At 71.1% G+C, this 15,405-nt stretch carries 18 protein-coding genes; 8 read left to right on the top strand and 10 right to left on the bottom strand.

The genetic code is table 11. The features are described from left to right. The first annotated feature begins 131 nt into the window (after positions 1-131). Positions 132-785, top strand: a complete 654-nt coding sequence (locus tag ACFCZ1_RS25355; RefSeq protein WP_376680556.1) for a Uma2 family endonuclease — start codon at positions 132-134, stop codon at positions 783-785. Here ACFCZ1_RS25355 and ACFCZ1_RS25350 read toward each other — a convergent pair. Next, positions 782-2,200: an MFS transporter gene (locus ACFCZ1_RS25350; RefSeq protein WP_376680555.1), complete on the bottom strand. Its 1,419-nt coding sequence runs from the start codon at positions 2,198-2,200 to the stop codon at positions 782-784. The genes ACFCZ1_RS25355 and ACFCZ1_RS25350 overlap by 4 nt on opposite strands. A 141-nt stretch (positions 2,201-2,341) precedes the next feature. On the opposite strand from ACFCZ1_RS25350, the gene ACFCZ1_RS25345 reads away from it, so the two are divergent. Further along, positions 2,342-3,163 (top strand): helix-turn-helix transcriptional regulator, encoded by an 822-nt coding sequence (locus ACFCZ1_RS25345; protein WP_376680620.1) that lies wholly within the window; start codon positions 2,342-2,344, stop codon positions 3,161-3,163. Between the two features lie 95 nt (positions 3,164-3,258). Here the strand turns inward: ACFCZ1_RS25345 and ACFCZ1_RS25340 are convergent, their stop codons facing one another. Further along, positions 3,259-3,633 (bottom strand): VOC family protein, encoded by a 375-nt coding sequence (locus ACFCZ1_RS25340; RefSeq protein WP_376680554.1) that lies wholly within the window; start codon positions 3,631-3,633, stop codon positions 3,259-3,261. Between the two features lie 77 nt (positions 3,634-3,710). On the opposite strand from ACFCZ1_RS25340, the gene ACFCZ1_RS25335 reads away from it, so the two are divergent. Further along, positions 3,711-4,445, top strand: coding sequence for a hotdog fold domain-containing protein (locus ACFCZ1_RS25335; RefSeq protein WP_376680553.1), 735 nt, complete (start codon positions 3,711-3,713; stop codon positions 4,443-4,445). Here the strand turns inward: ACFCZ1_RS25335 and ACFCZ1_RS25330 are convergent. Further along, entirely contained in the window at positions 4,423-4,662 is a 240-nt protein-coding gene (locus tag ACFCZ1_RS25330) for a DUF397 domain-containing protein (protein WP_376680552.1), read from the bottom strand. The genes ACFCZ1_RS25335 and ACFCZ1_RS25330 overlap by 23 nt on opposite strands. Then, positions 4,659-5,489 (bottom strand): helix-turn-helix domain-containing protein, encoded by an 831-nt coding sequence (locus ACFCZ1_RS25325; RefSeq protein WP_376680551.1) that lies wholly within the window; start codon positions 5,487-5,489, stop codon positions 4,659-4,661. Before ACFCZ1_RS25325 ends, ACFCZ1_RS25330 begins: the two co-directional genes overlap by 4 nt. A gap of 84 nt (positions 5,490-5,573) precedes the next feature. Between ACFCZ1_RS25325 and ACFCZ1_RS25320 the strand changes: the two genes are divergently transcribed. The 4 genes from ACFCZ1_RS25320 to ACFCZ1_RS25305 all read left to right on the top strand — a co-directional run bounded on the left by ACFCZ1_RS25320 (position 5,574) and on the right by ACFCZ1_RS25305 (position 7,619). After that, positions 5,574-5,960: a hypothetical protein gene (locus tag ACFCZ1_RS25320; protein WP_376680550.1), complete on the top strand. Its 387-nt coding sequence runs from the start codon at positions 5,574-5,576 to the stop codon at positions 5,958-5,960. A 70-nt stretch (positions 5,961-6,030) separates the two neighbouring features. Further along, positions 6,031-6,435: a hypothetical protein gene (locus ACFCZ1_RS25315; RefSeq protein WP_376680549.1), complete on the top strand. Its 405-nt coding sequence runs from the start codon at positions 6,031-6,033 to the stop codon at positions 6,433-6,435. A gap of 3 nt (positions 6,436-6,438) precedes the next feature. Then, a complete protein-coding gene (locus tag ACFCZ1_RS25310) occupies positions 6,439-6,870 on the top strand; it encodes a thiol-disulfide oxidoreductase DCC family protein (protein ID WP_376680548.1) in 432 nt (143 codons plus the stop codon). An 11-nt stretch (positions 6,871-6,881) separates the two neighbouring features. Next, the gene (locus tag ACFCZ1_RS25305) at positions 6,882-7,619 is read left to right on the top strand and encodes a TetR/AcrR family transcriptional regulator (RefSeq protein WP_376680547.1); all 738 of its coding nucleotides are present in this window, start codon (positions 6,882-6,884) and stop codon (positions 7,617-7,619) included. 36 nt (positions 7,620-7,655) lie between these two features. On the opposite strand, the gene ACFCZ1_RS25300 is transcribed toward ACFCZ1_RS25305, so the two are convergent. From ACFCZ1_RS25300 to ACFCZ1_RS25290, 3 genes are all read right to left on the bottom strand, one after another. After that, positions 7,656-9,212 (bottom strand): ABC transporter substrate-binding protein, encoded by a 1,557-nt coding sequence (locus tag ACFCZ1_RS25300; protein WP_376680546.1) that lies wholly within the window; start codon positions 9,210-9,212, stop codon positions 7,656-7,658. A gap of 123 nt (positions 9,213-9,335) precedes the next feature. Then, entirely contained in the window at positions 9,336-10,718 is a 1,383-nt protein-coding gene (locus ACFCZ1_RS25295; protein WP_376680545.1) for a metallophosphoesterase, read from the bottom strand. After that, entirely contained in the window at positions 10,715-10,975 is a 261-nt protein-coding gene (locus tag ACFCZ1_RS25290) for an SCO4848 family membrane protein (RefSeq protein ID WP_376680544.1), read from the bottom strand. Before ACFCZ1_RS25290 ends, ACFCZ1_RS25295 begins: the two co-directional genes overlap by 4 nt. A 121-nt stretch (positions 10,976-11,096) precedes the next feature. Here ACFCZ1_RS25290 and ACFCZ1_RS25285 point away from each other — a divergent pair, with 121 nt between their 5' ends. Beyond that, positions 11,097-12,359 (top strand): D-alanyl-D-alanine carboxypeptidase family protein, encoded by a 1,263-nt coding sequence (locus tag ACFCZ1_RS25285; protein WP_376680543.1) that lies wholly within the window; start codon positions 11,097-11,099, stop codon positions 12,357-12,359. A 34-nt stretch (positions 12,360-12,393) separates the two neighbouring features. Here the strand turns inward: ACFCZ1_RS25285 and ACFCZ1_RS25280 are convergent, their stop codons facing one another. The 3 genes from ACFCZ1_RS25280 to trpS all read right to left on the bottom strand — a co-directional run bounded on the left by ACFCZ1_RS25280 (position 12,394) and on the right by trpS (position 15,124). After that, positions 12,394-13,260, bottom strand: coding sequence for a YihY/virulence factor BrkB family protein (locus ACFCZ1_RS25280; RefSeq protein WP_376680542.1), 867 nt, complete (start codon positions 13,258-13,260; stop codon positions 12,394-12,396). 166 nt (positions 13,261-13,426) lie between these two features. After that, a complete protein-coding gene (locus tag ACFCZ1_RS25275) occupies positions 13,427-14,011 on the bottom strand; it encodes a 2'-5' RNA ligase family protein (protein WP_376680541.1) in 585 nt (194 codons plus the stop codon). A gap of 99 nt (positions 14,012-14,110) precedes the next feature. After that, a complete protein-coding gene (gene trpS / locus ACFCZ1_RS25270; protein ID WP_376680540.1) occupies positions 14,111-15,124 on the bottom strand; it encodes a tryptophan--tRNA ligase in 1,014 nt (337 codons plus the stop codon). Between the last annotated feature and the right edge of the window lie 281 nt (positions 15,125-15,405).

Below are 15,405 nucleotides of genomic sequence, written 5' to 3'. Positions count from 1 at the left end.
GCCGCGCGGCGGAGATCACCGAGCTCCTCCTGGAGTTCCTCCACCCGATCCGGTGACGCGGGCGCTTGCCGGACGCGGGCCGGCCGCCGTCCTACGATGATGCTCTCGACCCAGCCCACGGGAGGCCCGAGATGCCCGCAGCACCCGTCGAGTACTCCGCGTACCCGAATGAGGACCGGCCGCCGACCCTGCTCGAAGCGGCCAACCGGCTCATGGAGCAGGCCCCTGGCTACCGCGTCGAGATCATCGGAGGTCAGCTCACCGTGACGCCGCCCGCGGACCTGCCCCACTCCAGGGTGCTGAACAAGATCACCCGTCCGTTCGTCGCCGCAGGCCTGGACGACGGCGAGACCGAGGTGCACCAGGGCATCGGGCTGTGGCTGCCGGGCGGACCGGAGGACTACGCCATCCCGGACCTCGTCGTGGTCGACGCGGACAGCGATGAGCACCTCGTCAGGAACAACTGCTACGACCCGGTCGTGTTCCGCCTCGTCCTCGAAGTGACGTCGAGCAACTACAACACCGACCTGCGCTCCAAGGTCGGGGCCTACGCGAGCGCCGGGGTCCCGGTCTACGTCATCGTGAACCGCCAGCACCAGCGGCTCCACGTGCTGACCGATCCCGAGAGCGGCGATTACGGCACCCACCGGGTGTACGCATCCGGCGAGCTCGCCACCCTCCCCGACTCCCTCGGCGCCAAGGTCACCCTCGACGTGGACGAGCTGCTGGCGGCGGGCCGGCCGCAGCCCCGCAAGAAGGCCGCGCCGCCCGCCCCGGACGCCTAGCCGCGCTTGCGGCTCAGGCCCAGGCCCACGGCCACCAGGAGGGCCGCCGCGAGGACGATCGCCGCGTCGGTCGCCAGGACCGTGCGGACCCCGTCGAAGAGCGAGGCCCGGGTGGTGGCCAGGACGCCGAGCAGCGGGATGCCGATCGTGAGGCCGACCTGCTGGGTGGTGGTGACCAGGCCCGTCGCCAGGCCCTGTTCCTCGTCGGGCACGCCGCTCGTCACGACCAGCCCGTACGAGATGATCGCCCCGAGGTGGCACATGCTGGCCAGCGAGACGGCGACGGTCGCCACCAGTGCGCCGGAGCCGGTGCCCACGGCCAGCAGCGCGGCGCCGAACGCGCCCTGCCCGAGCAGCGATCCGACCAGGACGCGGCGGGCGCCGAAGCGGCCGATGACCCTGGGGGCGTAGGAGCCGGCGAGGACGGACGCGACGCCCTGGACGCCGAACACCAGGCCGGTCCGGAAGGACGACAGCTCCAGCGTCTCCTGGAGGTAGAGGGTCAGCACGAAGATGACCGTCGACATCATCGAGAACGTCACCAGCCCGGCGACGTTGCCCCACGCGACCGTACGCCGCTTCAGCATCGGCAGCGACACCAGCGGCGCCGCGCTCTTCGACTCGACCACCACGAACGCGGCGAGCAGGCCGGTCCCGACGACCAGCGTTCCCCAGACGTCCGCGTCGCCGAAGCCGCGCTGGGCGGCCGTCGACAGCGAGTAGATCAGCGCGAGCAGACCGCCGGTGACGGTGACGGCCCCGGGCACGTCGAGCCGCGGCCGCTCGGGCGTACGGGACTCCGGCAGCAGCCCGGGGGCGAGGACCAGGACGACCGCCGCGGCGACCGCGAGCAGGCCCATCGTGGAGCGCCAGCCCAGGGTGTCGGTCATGACGCCGCCGAGCACCATGCCGATGGTGAAGCCGAGGGACAGCAGGGTGCCGGAGATGCCGAGCGCCTTGTCGCGCAGCGGCCCCTCGGGGAAGGTCGTGGTCAGCAGGGACATGCCGGTGGGCACGATGACCGCCGCGCCCAGGCCTTGCAGGGCGCGCCCGGTCAGGAAGGACGCCGGGTCCCAGGCGAGGGTCGCGAGCAGCGAGGCCGCGCCGAAGAGCACGAGGCCCGTCAGGAACAGCTTCTTGCGGCCGTACAGGTCGGCGATCCGGCCGAAGAGCAGCAGGAAGCCGCCGGACGGCAGGGCGAAGGCGGTGACCGCCCACTGGAGGGCGGACCGGCTCAGCCCCAGGTCCTTGCCGAGCACCGGCAGGGCCACGTTCAGTACGGAGAAGTCGAGCGCCACCATGAACTGGGCGGCGCAGAGCACGAAGAGGACCAACTTGGCCCGGCCGGAGAGCCGGGCGTCCTCGGGGGCCGCCGTGCGCGGCCCGGTGGTTGTCGTCTGTGTGTCGATCGCCATGGCCACTACCCTCGCGGCCCGGGAATGCCGGTGGAGAGTGGGAACTTATCCTGTTGGCGGCACCACCAGGCAGTCTGACAGGGGGACTTCGTGGCGACGCGGATCGACGAGCACCGGCGGAGCGAGCTGCGCGAGTTCCTCATGAGCCGACGGGCCCGGATCACCCCGGCCGAGGCCGGCCTGCCGGACGGCGGGGCCAGGCGCCGGACGCCGGGCCTGCGCCGGGAGGAGGTCGCCGTGCTCGCCGGGGTCGGGGTCTCCTGGTACCAGTGGCTGGAGCAGGGCCGCGACATCACGGTGTCCTCGCAGGTCCTGGACTCGGTGGGCCGCGTACTGAAGCTCAGCAGCGCCGAACGCCGGCACCTGTACGTCCTGGCCGGGCTCAATCCGCCCGCCCTGGAGGTCGCCCCGGCCCACCGGGACATGTGCCATGGCCTGAAGCGGCTGATCGACGCCTGGATGCCGTTCCCCGCGCACATCATGGACGCGTACTGGAACACGGTGATGTACAACGAGGCGGCCGCGCTCGTCTTCGGGATGCGCCCGGAGATCGTGCAGAACTGCCTGATCGCCTTCTTCACCGACCCCATCTACCGGGCCCGCTCCCCGCACTGGGAAGACGTCGCCTGCAACGTGGTGGCCCAGTTCCGGGCGGCCTGCTCGGAGCGTCCGAACGACGAGGGGTTCCGGGCGGTGGTCGAGGAGGCGCGGGAGCTGAGCGCGGAGTTCGCCGAGCTGTGGGAGCGCCGCGACGTCGAGCCCGGCGGCCAGCTGCAGAAGCAGATGGAGCACCCGGCCGTCGGCACGCTGCACGTGGAGTCGACCCAGCTGCGCGTGCCCGCCCGCCCCGACCTGGCGATCGTGCTCCACACCCCGCTGCCGGGCACCGAGACGGCGGAGAAGCTGGAGTGGCTGACGTCGCCGGAGGGCCGGCGCGGGTCGATGTACCCGATCGCCGGCTGAGTCCCCTCCGGACGCCGTTCGGTTGTCGGTCGGTTCGAGGTCGGTTCAGAGTCGGTTCGGGGTCAGTTCGAGGTCAGTTCGAGGCCAGTTCGAGGTCACTTGGCCCGCTCGGCGGCGCTGCGCTCGACGCAGAACTCGTTGCCCTCGGGGTCCGCCAGGGTCACCCAGCCGGCGCCGTCGGGCTTGCGGTGATCGCCGACGACGGTGGCGCCGAGGGCGAGGACGCGCTCCACCTCCTCGTCGCGCGTCCGGTCCTGCGGCTGCAGGTCTATGTGGACGCGGTTCTTGACGGTCTTGGCGTCGGGCACCGTGACGAACAGCAGCGCGGATCCGGGCGCCGTGACCAGCGCCTCGGGGTCGCCCGGGAAGTCGTCGTCGGCGAGCGAGCCGTCCAGGACGGCGGCCCAGAACTGCCCGAGGGCGTAGGCGTCGGAGCAGTCGAAGGTGAGGTGTCGTACGAGAGAGGCCATGGGCGGCACTATCTGCCAGGCCCTCGACACCTGTCCAACGATTTGGACCGGGGGCGCTCTGTGATGGAGTGGGGGTCATGACCGACGACTTCGAGACGATCACGGTTCCGGACCACCTGTGCGGCTATCCGGGAGTGGCATTCGGCGGCTACGTGGCGGGCGTGCTCGCCGGGCGGGCGACGGCGAAGACCGTACGGGTGGACTTCAGGCGGCCCGTGCCGACCGGTGAGCCGGTACGGCTCACCGAGACGGCGAGCGGGGGCGCCGAACTGACCTCCGGCGAACTGCTGCTGGCCGCCGCGACCCCCGCCGGGCTGGACACGGACGTACCGGACGCGCCCTCCTGGACGGTGGCGTCGGCGGCCGCCGACGCCTACCGGGCGGCGCCTCCGGACGGATCGGCCGACTGCTTCGGCTGCGGCCTGGACCGTACGCCCGCCACCGGACTGCGCCTGCACTGCGGGCTGGTGCCGGGCGGCGCGATGGTCGCCACCGCCTGGACCCCGGCCGCCGGACTCGGAGGTCCGGACGGCCTGTTGCCCCCCGAGCTGGTGTGGGGCGCGCTGGACTGCCCGGGGAACGCGGCCGGACGCCTCCTCGGCGGCCGCCCGGCCGGCGCCGTCACGGCCTCGCTGTCCGCGCGGCTGGTGCGGCCGGTACCCGTCGGCTCGGGCCTGGTCTCGTACTCCTGGATGCTCGGGTCCGAGGGCCGCAAGTACCGGGTGGGCACGGCCCTGGCCACGGCGGAGGGCGACCTCTGCGCCTTCGCCGAGGCCCTGTGGGTGGAACCTAGGCCGACGCCTGCGCCGTGAAGGCGGCCCAGGCCGCGGGGGTGACGGTGAGGGCGGGGCGGGTGGTGTCCTTGGAGTCCCGGACGTGGACGGCGGAGGGGCAGGACGCCACCTCGACGCAGTCCCCGCCATCGCCGCCGCTGTGGGTCGACTTGTGCCAGGCCAGGGCCACTTCGATGCACTGGCCGCCGGAGCCATCGCTGTAACTGCTCTTGAACCACGCCAGTTCGGTGTTCATCGCTCTCCTAGCAGTTGTTCGAGCCGCTCCGCCGAAGCCCTAGGGCTCAGCGCCACTGCACGAATATTCGCATGACGCTGGATCATCTCGCTGACCACTTCCCGAGCGGAGATCACCCAGCTCTGGAGCTGGCCTTCGACGTAGCCGAGCATGCGGTGCTCCGGGGTCTCCGCGATGGTCATCGGTCCCGGCGCACCGACGTGCTCCTCGCACTCCAGCGGGACCAGCTGGATCGACACATGCGGCAAACGCCCGCACTCCAAAAGATGTTGGAGCTGCTCACGCCACACGGCCTCCCCACCGATCCGGCGCCGCAGGAAGGACTCCTCCAAAACGAAGCACAGCACTGGGGGCGGATCCCGATGCAGCAGCACCTGGCGGCCGATCCGAACCTCCAGTCGGTGCTCAATCTCGGCCGCGTCGACCGGCGGCCAGTGGTCACGGAAGACCTGTCGGGCATAGGCCGGTGTCTGAAGCAAGCCGTTCACGATGTGCGTGTCGTACACCCACAGGCTCACCGCCTTCTTCTCGATCGGCGCGAAGTCCCGGAACTGCGGCGCGTACCGCCCCTCCTCCTCCAGGTACGGAAGCACCGCCTTCAGCAGCCCGTCGCCCGCGAGCAGCTCATCGACCCGCTCGACCATCCCCGGATCCATCGCCCGGTCCCCGCGCTCGAACGCCCCGATCGCCGACGACGAGAAGTTCGTCCGGCCGCCCAACTCCTGGCGCGAGACCCCGCGCTTCTCCCGGAGCGTCCGCATCTGCGCGCCCAGGCCGCGGCGCAGCGGTGACGGGAGGGGTTCACTGGGGTTCACGGCCTCGGACACCGGCGTCACAGCCCTTCACGGATCGCCGTCTGTAACGGCGCGACTACTGTTCCAGGCTAGGGCCGAGCCACCACCCTGTGCCCCATGAACGACGAAATCCCCGACTGGGTCCCCGAGGCCGGCTTCCAGCTCCGCCTCGCGGGCGTGCACTTCGACGCGCTGCGCATCCAGGGCCAGCTCGGCGAGGAGGCCGCCAAGCTGCTGTGCGGGCTCACCGACCACGACGCCGGGCCGATCGTCTACGAGCTCAACGGCTTCCGCTGGATGTACTTCCTGCTGCCGCCCGGCACCGCGCGGGAGCACAGCTGGCCCTCGTACACGCAGCGGTACACCTCGCGCACCCGCTACGCCACCGCCTACGTCGGCGTGCCCGCGCTGTACGGGATCACCTGGCCGCTCGCGTGGCGGTCGGTGCCGACGCGGACGGCGCCCTTCGTGGATCCGGGGATGCTGGAGAAGACGTTCGCTTGAACCTGTTCAAAAAAGCCCCTACAGTCATCCCTGTCAGCAGTATTGAACACGTTCAAGGGGGCTGAGGGCTATGGACCTCACCGTGGTCGCGTACGTCATCTACCTGCTCATCAGCATCGGGCTCACCGTCTGGGTCGCCCGTACGCTCAGCCGCAACGGCCGCGTCTTCATCGGTGACGTCCTCCAGGGGAACGAGAAGCTGGCCGACGCCGTCAACCAGCTCCTCGTGGTCGGGTTCTACCTCGTGAACATCGGCTTCGTGACCCTCTACCTGCGGTCGGCCGAGGACATAGTCCGGGCCCGCGACCTCTTCGAGGCGCTCTCGGTCAAGCTCGGCGTCGTTCTGCTGGTCCTCGGCGTCATGCACCTCGGCAACGTGTGGGTGCTCAACAAGATGCGCCGCCGGGGAATCATGGAGCGCCAGCAGACCCCGCCCGTCAGCCCCCAGGGGTGGACCGCTCCGGCCGGGGTCTGAGCCATGGCCACCTCGGGCTCGGGGGCGGTGCGCCACCTGACCGTCCTGTACGACGCGAACTGCCCGCTCTGCGTCCACATCCGGCACTGGCTGCTCGCGCAGCGCTGGCTGGTCCGGCTCGCCCTGGTCCCCGCCGCGTCGTACGAGGCGCGGCGGCGGTTCCCGCAGCTCGACCACGCCTCGACGCTGAAGGAGATCACCGTCGTCGGGGACTCCGGGCAGGTGTGGACCGGGACGGACGCCTTCATCGTGTGCCTGTGGGCGCTGGCCGAGCACCGGCCGAGGGCCAACTGGCTCTCCACGCCCGCCGGGCGGCCCTTCGCCCGGGCCGCCATGTACACGGCCTCCAGGTGGCGGCAGGCGGTACGGACCGACGGCCAGCCTCAGGGGCCGGAGGAACCGGCCTGTGACGACCAGTGCTCCGTGCCCCGATAGGCTCGTGCACCGTGACTGATCAGAAGGCTCCCAAGAGCGAGCAGACCCGCACGCTCATCCTCGAAACCGCGCTCCGCCTCTTCCAGGAGCGCGGCTTCGACAAGACGACGATGCGGGGTATCGCGAAGGAGGCCGGTGTCTCGGTCGGCAACGCCTATTACTACTTCGAATCGAAGGAACACCTGGTCCAGGGGTTCTACGACCGGATCGGCGCCGCTCACCAGGCGGCGGTCCGGCCCATCCTGGACAGCGAGACCGACCTGCAGAAGCGGCTCGCCGGCGTGCTGACGAGCTGGATGGACATCGCGGCTCCGTATCACGAGTTCGCCTCCCAGTTCTTCAAGAACGCGGCGGACCCCGAAAGTCCGCTCAGCCCCTTCTCGCCGGAGTCGGAGGACGCGCGGCAGGCGGCCATCGACATCCACCGCGAGGTGCTGGCGGGGGCGAAGACAAAGGTGCCGGCCGAGCTGGTCGACGTGCTGCCGGAGCTGATGTGGCTCTCGCAGATGGGCCTGGTCCTGTACTGGGTCTTCGACCGTTCGCCGAACAGCGAGAAGACCCGGCGGCTCGCGGAGCGCGGCGCGCAGCTGACGACGCGGGGCATCGTGCTGGCCCGGTTCAAGGTGCTGCGGCCGCTGGTGCGCGAGGTGCACGAGCTGTTCGCGGACTTCCTGCCCGGCATGGCGCAGACGGCCACGGCGGGCGCCCGCAAGCGGGCCTCGGACCCGAAGCCGGATCCGAAGTCGTAGCCGGATCCGCAGCCGTGGCCGTGGCCGTGGCCGGGTTTACAGCCAGTTGAGTTCCCACAGGCGCCAGACGCCGGTCCCGTCGGACAGGTACTGGGCGCCGGTGACGGCCTCGCGGGTCATCACGTAATCTTTCTTCTGCCAGATCGGCACCATCGGGACCTGCTGGGAGACCAGCTTCTGGAGCTCGCGGAAGTCGGCGGCCGCCTCACCCCGCTCCGAGTGGGACTGGGTGCGGGTGATCAGGCCGTCGACGGCCTTGTCGGAGAAACCGTTGTTCATCGACGAGTCCGCACCGACGAGCGGGGCGAGGAAGTTGTCCGCGTCGGGGAAGTCCGCGATCCAGCCGATGGTGTAGGCGTCGAACTCGCCCGCCGCGTAGCCCTTCTGGAAGTCGGTCCACTCCTCCACCGGCTTGATCTTCACCTGGAAGAGGCCGGTCGCCTCCAGCTGCCGCTTGATCTCGTCGGCCTCCGCGAGGTTCGCGCCGCGCGCGTTGACCCCGACGGTGAGGGAGACGGGGGCGGTGATCCCGGCGTCCTTGAACAGCTTCTTCGCCGCGGCGCCGCTGGGCGTCGGGTAGGAGTCGAAGAACGGCGTGCTGTGGGCGGCGATGCCCGCCGGGACCAGGGAGTACAGCGGGGTGACGGTGCCCGAGTAGATCTCGGTCGCCACCTTGGCGCGGTCGAGTACGGCGGCCGCGGCCTGGCGGACGGCGAGCGGGGCGGCGGTGGAGCCGGGGCGCACGTTGAAAACCATGGAGCGGATCTCGGTGCCGCCGGAGGCCTGGTAGCGGGTGTCCTTCATGCCCGGGTTGAGGGATGCGAGCACGGCCGGCGGCATCTCCCGGTGGGCGACGTCGATCTGGCGGTCGTTCCATGCCTTGTCGAGCTCCGCGGAGTCCTTGAAGTACCGGACGGTGACGGGCGCGTGGGCGGGCTTGGCCTGGCCCTTGTACCGGGCGTTGGGCTTCAGCTCGATGCTCGTCCCGGCCTTGTAGGCGCCGAGCGTGTACGGGCCGGAGCCGTCGACCTTGCCGCCCTCGCGCAGCGCATTCGCCGGGTACTTGTCCTTGTCGACGATCGAGGCGGCACCCGTCGCGATCTTGAAGGGGAAGGTGGCGTCGCCTGCGGAGAGGTTGAAGGTGACGGTGCGGCCCTCCGCCCTGACCGACTCCAGGGTGTTGAAGAGCGGCGCCGGACCCTGGTCGGAGTTGATGGCCTTGATCCGGTCGAAGGAGTGCTTGACGTCCTCGGCGGTGATCGCGCGGCCGCCCGCGAACTTCGCGTCGGGGCGGAGCTCGCACTGGTAGGCGGTGAGCTTCTGGCCGACGAAGCCGCAGGAGGACGCGGCGTCCGGCACGGGGGTGTCGGAGCCGGACTTGATGGTCAGCAGCGACTGGTAGACGTTGCTGAACAGGGCCCAGGAGCCCGCGTCGTACGCCCCCGCGGGGTCGAGGGCGGAGACGACGTCGCTCGTTCCGACCCGGATGGACTTGCCGCCGCCGCCGGAAACGGGCAGCAGTTGCCAGGTCCCCACGCCGGCCAGGCCGAGGACCACCCCGGCCGCGATGATCTTCGAACGGACAGACCGCATTGCCCCTGAACCCCACCCCTGTACCGCTGACAGCGATGTGCTGTCCGGTTATCGGACATCCCATCACGGAATTTCAGCCTCCGGAAGGCTGAATCTTTGCGGTTCGCTGCCGGTTCGGGGCGGTCAGGCCTGATATGAGGCGAGTTCCACGACGGTGATGTCGGACGGCGCGCCCACCCGGACCGGGGGACCCCAGGCGCCCGCTCCGCGGGACACGTAGAGCTGGGTGTCGCCGTAGCGCTCCAGGCCGGCGACGGTGGGGTTGGCGAGCTCGGCGAGGTAGTTGCCCGGCCAGAGCTGGCCGCCGTGGGTGTGGCCGGAGAGCTGGAGGTCGACGCCGTGCCGGACCGCCTCGTGGATGACGACGGGCTGATGGGCGAGGAGCACGGCGCTGCGGCTGCGGTCGCGGTCGCCGAGGGCCGCCCGGAAGTCGGGGCCGTGGCCCTCGCTCTCCCCCGCGATGTCGTTCACCCCGGCGAGGTCGAAGTACGGGAGCGGGCGGCGGGCGTTCTCCAGCGGAATCAGGCCGAGTTCGCGCACGTGGTCCACCCACTGCCCGGCGCCCGAGAAGTACTCGTGGTTCCCGGTCACGAAGTACGTGCCGTGACGGGCGCTGAGCCTGCGCAGCGGCTCGGCGGCGGGCCCGAGGTCGTGGACGCTGCCGTCGACGAGGTCGCCGACGATCGCGATGAGGTCGCACTGGGTGCGGTTGACGGTGTCCACGATGCGCTGGGTGTGGGCGCGGCCGAGGACCGGGCTGAGGTGGACGTCGCTGACGACGGCGATCCGGAAGCCGTGCGCGGCGCGCGGCAGCTTGGCCAGGGGGACCTGGACCCGCTTGACGCGCGGGCCGCGCAGTACCCCGTGGGTGCCGTTCGCCACGGTCCCGACGGCCACGGCGGCAGCCGCCCCGCCGATGGCTCGCGCGACGAACCTGCGGCGGTCCAGCTCCGGGGCGGCTGCCGGGTCGCCGGGGCCGGGGCCGGTGGCCCGCGGGGCTGTCCCCCACCCCGCCCCGTCGCGCTGCACCGCCTCGCCGGGCTCCGCCGCGTGATGGGGCTCCGCCCCGGACATCGCCCCGGACATCGCCGCGGACCCCGCACGTGCGCTGCGCGCCCGCACCCCGAACTCCCCCGGGCTGCGCCCGCCCCGGGCGGAGCCGCCGTCCTCCCCGGAGGGGATCCGCTGGGCCGGACGGCGGAGCAGCAGCGCGCGGACCGGCTCCGCCACCAGCATCGTCAAAGTCAGGTAGAGGAGCACCGCGAGCCAGAGGAACCCCGGCCAGGCCACCGCCTGCTGGAGCCGGAAGGGAGCTCCGGCGTGGCCCGCGGTCAGCGCGGCCACGGAGAGGAGGGGCAGGGCGATGGCGAGGACCGTGCCGATGCGGCGGGGCAGGCCGCCGGGGGCGGTGGTGTCGCGGACCAGACGGGTCCAGAGCCACCGGTGGACCAGTGCGAGCAGCGCGAGAACGGCGAGCGCGACCAGCCCGAAGAGGACGATTTTCACGCGTTCGAGCCGGTACGTGATTCACGCCGCAGGGCGCGGACCCCACGCAACCCGATCACTCCGACGGCCGTCCCCAGGAGAAAGGACGTCACCGCGAGCGTCAGGTGCACCCAGAAGTAGGGCGTGGGGTCGCCCGCCGCGTCGAACGCCAGGCCGCTGCCGTCCCTCCACAGGTTCCGGACGAAAGACACCCAGATGAACCAGCTCCACACTCCGAAGGCGAGCAGGAACCAGGAGGCGGTACGGCTGAGTCTCATGCCCCCAGTATCGGATTCGTCCCCGGCACCGACGCGGCGGGGTGGGCTGTCCCGGCGGTCGTTTCGCCGGATTGGCCGGTCAGCGACCGTACCCAGCCCATCGGGAGGTACTTTCACCTGCGTGTCTGTAAAGAAGACCGCGCTGACGGTCCTTTCCGCCGCGCTGCTGGTCCCCACGATGCTGATGGCCCCCGCACACGCCGCGCCGACCCCGCCCGCGCAGCCGGCCGACGGGAAGGCACAGCCGCCGAAGGCCCCGGACGCCAAGGCGGCGCCCGCGCCCCCCGTGTCGATGTCCACGGTCGGCGGAACCCTGCTCGGCCAGCCGGGCACCCAGGTGAACCTGCTGCCCGGCGCGCCCGCCCTGCCCACGAGCCTCACGGGGCGTTCGTGGATCGTGGCCGACGCGGAGTCCGGCGAGGTCCTGGCCGCGCACAACGCGCACTGGCGGCTCCCCCCGGCCTCCACCATGAAGATGCTCTTCGCGGACACGGTGCTGCCGGGCCTGCCCAAGGACAAGGTCCACAAGGTCACCGACAAGGACATGGAGGGCGTCGGGCCGGGCAGCAGCCTGGTCGGGGTCAAGGAGGACCTGGAGTACAGCGTCCACGACCTGTGGCTCGGGGTGTTCCTGCGGTCGGGGAACGACGCCGTGCACGTGCTGTCGGCGATGAACGGCGGCATCGAGAAGACCGTCAAGGACATGCAGGCCCACGCCGAGGAACTGCAGGCCCTGGACACCCATGTGGTCTCCCCTGACGGGTACGACGCCCCGGAGCAGGTGTCGAGCGCGTACGACCTCACCCTCGTCGCCCGCTCCGGACTGCAGAAGCAGGACTTCCGGGAGTACTGCGGCACGGTCGGGGCGAAGTTCCCCGGCAAGCAGGAGCCCGGGAAGCCGCGCGAGTACTTCGAGATCCAGAACACCAACCGGCTGATGACGGGCGCCGGCGGCATCTCCCCGTACAAGGGCATCGCCGGGGTGAAGAACGGCAACACCACGATGGCGGGCGCCACTTTCACCGGCGCCGCGCAGCAGGGCGCGCGCAAGCTCCTGGTCACGGTGATGAACCCGGGCGCGGGCGGCGCCAACTCGGTGTACGAGGAGACCGCCGCCCTGTTCGACTGGGGGTTCGCGGCGGCCGGGAAGGTCAAGCCGGTGGGTGAGCTGGTGCCGCCGAAGAGCGCGGACACCCGCCCGCACGGGTCGCCGGCCCAGTCCCACGAGAACAACGCGGCGGCGGCCGGCGGCGGCTCGGGCGGCGGCTTCGGCACCGCGCTCGGTGTCGCGGGCGGTGCGCTGGCGGTCCTGGCGGGCGGCGCCTTCGTCATCAACCGCCGGTGGCCCCGTGGCCGCAGGGGGCGGGACGAGGACTGGGTGTAGCCGGGCCCCCTGCGGCCGGAACCGGCCCGCACGGTCAGGACGGGCGCCCGGTGTCGTCGCGGGTCGCCGTCCAGGACGAGACGAAGAGCAGCAGCTTCGCCGTGAAGTTGATCCAGAGCAGCAGGGCGATCGGCACGCCGAAGGCCCCGTACATGCTCTTCGTCGCGACCTCCCGCATGTAGCCGCTGAGCAGGAGCTTCAGCAGCTCGAAGCCGGCCGCGCCCATGAGGGCGGCCTGGATCAGGCGGCCGCGCGGCGGTTCGACGCCCGGGAGCAGGGTCAGGAGGTAGATCAGCAGCAGGAACGCGGCCACGACGCCGACGAGGAAGGCGCCCGTGCGCAGCAGCACGCCCCCCGCGCCCTCGCGCGGGATGTGCAGCCACTCGGCGGACTTCCCGACGGCGCTGGCGCCGATGATCGAGGCGGCGGCCGAGGCCAGGGCCGCGCCGCCGAGACCGAGCAGCACCAGCCCGTCCTTGCCCTTGCGGACGATCGGGTTCCCCTCGTCCTCGTCGTCCTTCTCCCACACCGCGCGCAGGCAGTCCCGCATCGAGCCCACCCAGCCGATGCCGGTGAGGAGCAGCAGGGCGCCCGCGACGAGACCGACCGTGCCCGCGTTCTCGACGAGCGCGTTGAGGTTGAGCTGGTCGGAGATGCCGGGGACCTGTTCGGCGAGGTTCTTCTGGAGCCGGTCGAGCTGCTCCTGGCTGAGGAGGGCCGCGCCGACGGCGGCGGCCACGGTGATCAGCGGAAAGAGGGCGAGGAAGCTGATGAAGGTGATCGCCGCGGCGAGGCGGGTCCAGTGGACGCGGTCGAGGCGCTGGTACGAACGCCACGCGTGCGTCTGCATCAGACGGGCCGCCAGTGGCCCGATCACCGGGAGTTTCGTCAGCCAGTCCATGGGGTCACCGTAATTGAGCTGCCGGAAATGGCCGGGATTGTCGCTTTTGGGCACTACGGTCGTCGATTGTGACTTTTCGCGAAGTGCCCCGGACGGACCGTCCGTTCCACACTCTGGTCCTGCGCAGGCTCAGGTTCCGCACCCGCCAGGCCCTGCGGCCGCTCCGTCAGGAGCGTCGTACGGTCTCGTCCGTGGGTGAGCCCGGCTGCGCCGGGACCCCGGTCGGGCCCGTCCCGAAAGGGTATTCACGCAGCTTGCGCCAGACCCCGTCCGAGCCCTGCTCGTAGAGCGCGAAGCCCTCGCAGACCCAGTCGGCGGCGTACTCGGCAAGAGCCGCGAACGCCACGTCCATCGACTCCTCGGAGATCCCGTGGGCGACCGTGACGTGGGGGTGGTACGGGAAGGCCAGCTCACGGCTGAGCGGCCCGTCGGGGGCGCGGACCGCGTCCTGGAGGCGGGTGCAGCCCGCGGCGCCCTCGACGACCTTGACGAAGACGACCGGCGAGAGGGGGCGGAAGGTTCCCGTCCCGCCCAGCCGCATCGTGAAGCCGCGGAAGGCGGCCGCCACCTCGGAGAGGTGGGCGCGGATCCCCGGCAGCCGGTCCGCCTCCACCTCGGTGGGCGGGACGAGGGTGACGTGCGTGGGGATGCCGTGCGCGGCGGCGTCCCCGAAGCCTGCGCGCAGCTCCTGGAGCTGGCTGCCGTACGGCTCCGGGACCGCGATCGAAACGCCGAGCGTTACGGTCCCCACGTATCTCTCCTCCGCTTGTCTGCTCTGCATGGACGCTGCCGACCCAGTGTGCGGGCAGCACCCCCCGTATCGCCAGGGCGTCTGTCGTTCGAGCCCGAATCAGTGCTTCGCGGGCAGGAATCCGAGGCGGTCGTACGTCTGCGCCAGGGTTTCCGCGGCGACCGCGCGGGCCTTCTCCGCGCCCTTGGCCAGGATGGAGTCCAGCGTCTCCGGGTCGTCCAGGTACTCCTGGGTGCGCTGCTTGAACGGTGTGACGAAATCGACCATCACGCCGGCCAGGTCGGTCTTCAGCGCGCCGTAGCCCTTGCCCTCGTACTTCTCCTCCAGGGCGGCGATCGTGTCGCCCGTGAGGGTGGAGTAGATCGTGAGCAGGTTGCTGACGCCGGGCTTCTTCTCGAAGTCGAAGCGGACCTCGGCCTCGGTGTCGGTGACCGCGCTCTTGATCTTCTTCTCGGTGACCTTGGGCTCGTCGAGGAGGTTGATCAGGCCCTTGGGGGACGACGAGGACTTCGACATCTTGATCGTCGGGTCCTGGAGGTCGTAGATCTTCGCGACCTCCTTGACGATGTACGGGGCGGGAACGGTGAAGGTCTGGCCGAAGCGCTGGTTGAAGCGCTCGGCCAGGTCGCGGGTCAGCTCGATGTGCTGGCGCTGGTCCTCGCCGACGGGGACGGCGTTCGCCTGGTAGAGCAGGATGTCGGCGACCTGGAGGATCGGGTACGTGAACAGGCCGACGGTGGCGTTGTTGACGCCGCCCCTGGCGGACTTGTCCTTGAACTGGGTCATCCGGCTGGCCTCGCCGAAGCCGGTGATGCAGTTCATGACCCAGCCGAGCTGCGCGTGCTCGGGCACGTGGCTCTGGATGAAGAGCGTGCAGCGCTCGGGGTCCAGGCCGGCGGCCAGCAGCTGCGCGGCGGAGAGGCGGGTGTTCGCGCGCAGATCCTTCGGATCCTGCGGCATGGTGATCGCGTGCAGGTCGACGACCATGTAGAACGCGTCGTGCGTCTCCTGCAGGGCGACGTACTGGCGGATGGCTCCGAGGTAGTTCCCGAGGTGGAACGAACCGGAGGTGGGCTGGATGCCGGAGAGCGCGCGAGGACGATCAGAAGCCATGGCTTCATTCTCTCAGGTGCGACGGCGGGCTCGGGCCCGTCGCTGGCCGGAACCCGCCGGATGACTGGCGGTCGCGCCGTGCCGCGTACGGGTACCGGGTGGTAGCGGCCCGGCTGGATCTTGCCCCGGCCGGGCGACCGATTTCCGCCACCGCCGGAGCCGTACCTCCCGGGGGCGCTGCCCGGACCCGGGGCGCACAAACCCCCCAAAAACCCCCCCCCCCGGTTGTTGGGGGGGGGGGCGGGGGGGGGCCCCCGGCGGGGGGAGGTTAAAAAAAAAAG

The organism is Streptomyces sp. NPDC056224 (assembly GCF_042267665.1).
Classification (GTDB): Bacteria; Actinomycetota; Actinomycetes; order Streptomycetales; family Streptomycetaceae; genus Streptomyces.
This window is presented reverse-complemented; position numbering and strand designations above follow the sequence as displayed.